Annotated in this window: 4 protein-coding genes; all 4 read left to right on the top strand. The window is 75.3% G+C overall.

The features are described from left to right. A partial coding sequence (locus CCN42_RS04855; RefSeq protein WP_086733224.1) for a sugar phosphate isomerase/epimerase family protein occupies positions 1 to 813 on the top strand: 813 nt, incomplete at its 5' end. Then, positions 810 to 1514, top strand: a complete 705-nt coding sequence (locus CCN42_RS04850; RefSeq protein WP_169731405.1) for an EboA domain-containing protein — start codon at positions 810 to 812, stop codon at positions 1512 to 1514. The genes CCN42_RS04855 and CCN42_RS04850, both read left to right, overlap by 4 nt. Further along, a complete protein-coding gene (locus tag CCN42_RS04845) occupies positions 1514 to 2362 on the top strand; it encodes a TatD family hydrolase (protein WP_086733223.1) in 849 nt (282 codons plus the stop codon). Before CCN42_RS04850 ends, CCN42_RS04845 begins: the two co-directional genes overlap by 1 nt. Positions 2363 to 2365: 3 nt before the next feature. Further along, positions 2366 to 3327 (top strand): metabolite traffic protein EboE (gene eboE, locus CCN42_RS04840; RefSeq protein WP_086733222.1); only part of this gene is annotated, 962 nt, incomplete at its 3' end.

Here is a 3327-nt window from a genome sequence, read left to right as displayed (position 1 = left end):
CTCGACGACGCCCTCGCCCTGCTCGCCGACCTCGGCTACGACGGCGTCGGACTGACGCTGGACCACATGCACCTCGACCCGCTCGCCCCCGACCTCGCCGCCCGCACCCGCCGTGTCGCGGCCCGCCTCCAGGCACGGGGGCTCTCGGCGACCGTCGAGACCGGCGCCCGCTACGTCCTCGACCCGCGTCGCAAGCACGGTCCCTCCCTGCTGGACCCGGACCCGCAGGACCGGGCCCGCCGTGTCGACCTGCTGCTGCGTGCCGTCCGGGTCGCCGCCGGTCTCGGCGCGCACGCCGTGCACTGCTTCAGCGGCATCACCCCCGCCGGGACGGACCCGGACACGGCGTGGAAACGCCTGGCCGACGGGCTCGCCCCCGTCCTGGACGCCGCCGCCACCGCGGGCGTCCCGCTCGCCGTCGAGCCCGAACCGGGCCACCTCCTCGCCACCCTCGCCGACTTCCACCACCTGCGCGGCCTCCTCGGCGACCCCGAACCGCTCGGTCTCACCCTCGACATCGGCCACTGCCAGTGCCTGGAACCGCTGTCGCCCGCCGACTGCGTCCGCGCCGCCGCCCCCTGGCTGCGCCACGTGCAGATCGAGGACATGCGGCGCGGAGTCCACGAGCACCTGCCGTTCGGCGACGGCGAGATCGACTTCCCGCCGGTCCTCGCGGCCCTGGCCGACACCGGCTACCAGGGGCTCACCGTCGTCGAACTGCCCCGCCACTCGCACGCGGGCCCGCACTTCGCCGAGCTGTCCCTGCCCTTCCTCCGTCACGCGGCGCCCACCCCACAAGGGAGCACCCCATGACCCACACCCAGCCCGACCCGGGCAGTTCCACGACCGGCGCCCTCCTCGTCCGGGGCCCGCTGGACGACCTCCACGCCCGCCTCGACACCGAACTGTCCGGAGCGGCCCGGGCCTGGCTCGACCAGGCCCTCGCCGAGGCCGCCGCCCACCCGGGCGCGCACGGCCCGGTCCCGGTGTGGGAGCTGCGGCTCGCCGAGGCCGGCCGCCGCTGCGGCACCGCGTACGCGGACGCCGCCCGGGTGCTGATCCTGCGGGCCGCCCGCGCCGACCCGGCCGCGCTCGGCCGCGTCTACGCCCAGGGCACCGCCGCCGAACGCCGCGCCGTCCTGCACGCCCTGCCCCACCTGGTGCCGGGACCGGACGCCCTGCCGCTCGTCGAGGACGCCCTGCGCGCCAACGACACCAGCCTGCTGACCGCCGCCGTCGGCCCGTACGCCGCCCGCCACCTCGACGTGCACGGCTGGCGCCACGCCGTGCTGAAGTGCCTGTTCACCGGCGTGCCGGTCGAGGCGGTGGCCGGCCTGGCGGACCGCGCCCGCGGCGATGCCGAACTGGCCCGCATGCTCGCCGACTACGCCGCCGAACGATCCGCCGCCGGCCGCCCCGTCCCCGAGGACCTGCACCGCGTACTGGCCCTGACCGAGAGCGCGCCCCCGCCCACGTCGCACTCACCGGACGTCCCCCACGGCAAGGAGTCCTGATGCGCATCTTCGACCCCCACATCCACATGACCTCCCGCACCACCGACGACTACGAGGCCATGTACGCGGCCGGTGTCCGCGCCGTCGTCGAGCCGTCCTTCTGGCTCGGCCAGCCCCGCACCTCGCCCGCCACCTTCCTCGACTACTTCGACTCCCTCCTCGGCTGGGAGCCGTTCCGCGCCGCCCAGTACGGCATCGCGCACCACTGCACGATCGCGCTCAACCCGAAGGAGGCCAACGACCCGCGCTGCCGGCCGGTCCTCGACGAGCTGCCCCGCTATCTCGTCAAGGACCAGGTGGTCGCCGTCGGCGAGATCGGCTACGACTCGATGACGCCCGCCGAGGACACCGCGCTCGCCGCCCAGCTCCAGCTCGCCGCCGACCACGGCCTCCCCGCCCTGGTGCACACCCCGCACCGCGACAAGCTCGCCGGTCTGCGCCGCACCCTGGACGTGATCCGCGAGTCCTCCCTGCCGCCGGAGCGGGTGCTGCTGGACCACCTCAACGAGACCACCGTGAAGGAGGCCAAGGACAGCGGCTGCTGGCTCGGCTTCTCCGTCTACCCCGACACCAAGATGGACGAGGAGCGGATGGTCGCCCTGCTGCGCGCCCACGGGTCCGAGCAGGTCCTGGTGAACTCCGCCGCCGACTGGGGCAGAAGCGACCCGCTGAAGACCCGCAAGGTCGGTGACCTGATGCTCGCCGAAGGGTTCTCCGAGGACGACGTCGACCGGGTGCTGTGGCGCAACCCCGTCGCCTTCTACGGGCTCAGCGGCCGGCTCACCCTCGACGTCGGCGCGACCGACGCCACCCACGAGGGCAACTCCGTCCTGCGCGGCGGGGAGTGAGCGATGCGCTTCCGCCACCCCGACGGCTCGGTCGTCCACCTCGCCTACTGCACGAACGTGCACCCCGCGGAGACGCTCGACGGGGTCCTCGCCCAGCTCCGCGACCACTGCGAACCGGTCCGCCGCCGCCTCGGCCGCGACCGTCTCGGGATCGGCCTGTGGCTCGCCCGGGACGCGGCCCGCGCCCTGGTCGGCGACCCGTCCGCGCTGCGCGCCCTGCGCACCGAACTGGACCGGCGCGGCCTGGAGGTGGTCACCCTCAACGGCTTCCCGTACGAAGGGTTCGGCGCCGAGGAGGTCAAGTACCGCGTCTACCGCCCCGACTGGGCCGACCCGGAACGCCTCGACCACACCACCGCCCTGGCCCGGGTGCTCGCCGGACTGCTGCCCGACGACGTCACCGAGGGCAGCATCTCCACCCTGCCGCTCGCCTGGCGCACCGCCGCCGACGAGGAGCGCGGCGCGGCGGCCCGCACCGCCCTGGCCACCCTCGGCGAACGCCTCGACGCCCTCGCCGAGCTGACCGGCCGCTCCCTGCGCATCGGCCTGGAACCGGAGCCCGGCTGCGTCGTCGAGACCACCGGCGACGCCCTCGCCCCGCTGGCCGCGATCGGCCACCCCCGGATCGGCATCTGCGTCGACACCTGCCATCTCGCCACCTCCTTCGAGGACCCGGACGCCGCCCTGGACGCACTCGCCGAAGCCGGTGTCCCCGTCGTCAAGTCCCAGCTCTCCGCCGCCCTGCACGCCGAGCACCCCCATCTCCCGGAGGTGCGCGACGCCCTCGCGGCCTTCGACGAACCGCGCTTCCTGCACCAGACCCGCGTCGCCACCGCCGCCGGCCTGCGTGGCACCGACGACCTCGGCGAGGCCCTGGACGGCCAGGTCCTGCCCGACGGCGCCCCCTGGCGGTCCCACTTCCACGTCCCGCTGCACGCGGCCCCCGCCGCGCCCCTCACCTCCAC

The sequence above is a fragment of the Streptomyces glaucescens genome (assembly GCF_002154375.1).
GTDB classification, from domain to species: Bacteria; Actinomycetota; Actinomycetes; order Streptomycetales; family Streptomycetaceae; genus Streptomyces; species Streptomyces glaucescens.
This window is presented reverse-complemented; position numbering and strand designations above follow the sequence as displayed.